This is a genomic window from Corynebacterium halotolerans, assembly GCF_050107895.1.
Lineage (GTDB): Bacteria > Actinomycetota > Actinomycetes > Mycobacteriales > Mycobacteriaceae > Corynebacterium > Corynebacterium halotolerans_B.
In genome coordinates this window covers 1-434 of the sequence record NZ_JBNILW010000052.1, presented here as the reverse complement: position 1 = coordinate 434, position 434 = coordinate 1, and the positions used below count along the sequence as shown (strand labels likewise).

General features: G+C 36.6%; 1 protein-coding gene. It reads right to left on the bottom strand.

What is annotated here, in order from left to right:
* Window positions 1-426: LysR substrate-binding domain-containing protein (locus ACQCVD_RS15510; protein WP_426824677.1), on the bottom strand; the 426-nt coding region annotated here is incomplete at its 3' end.
* Window positions 427-434: the final 8 nt, after the last annotated feature.

Sequence of the window (434 nt, the reverse complement as noted above, 5' to 3'; positions counted from 1 at the left end):
CAGCATATTGATATGATGATGTTCTTCAATTGTTTTTAAAAAACTACGCATTGAATTCGTCATATAGCTATCTTTGCGGCGTATGAAAACCGTTGAAATACTGCCGTATTTTTCAGGAATTGCATGACAATGCACCTTACCTGCTTTAGAAAGATGATGGACAGCAGACTGTGGTACGAGTGTAATTCCGAGGCCGAGTGCAACGCTGTTTAATATTGTCTCTAATATATTGAATTCCATAATTCTTTTTGGTAGCAAACCTTCGTCTTTCAGCCATCGTTCTAGTTTGGAACGGTATCCGCATCCTTGGTTAAAAACGAGTAGAGGCGTTGTTGTAAATTCTTCTATATGAAAAGCTTTATTTTGTGTTACAAGCATTAATTTTTCTGTACTAACATCGTATTGTTCGATTAGTGGATGTTTAATAGGACCTG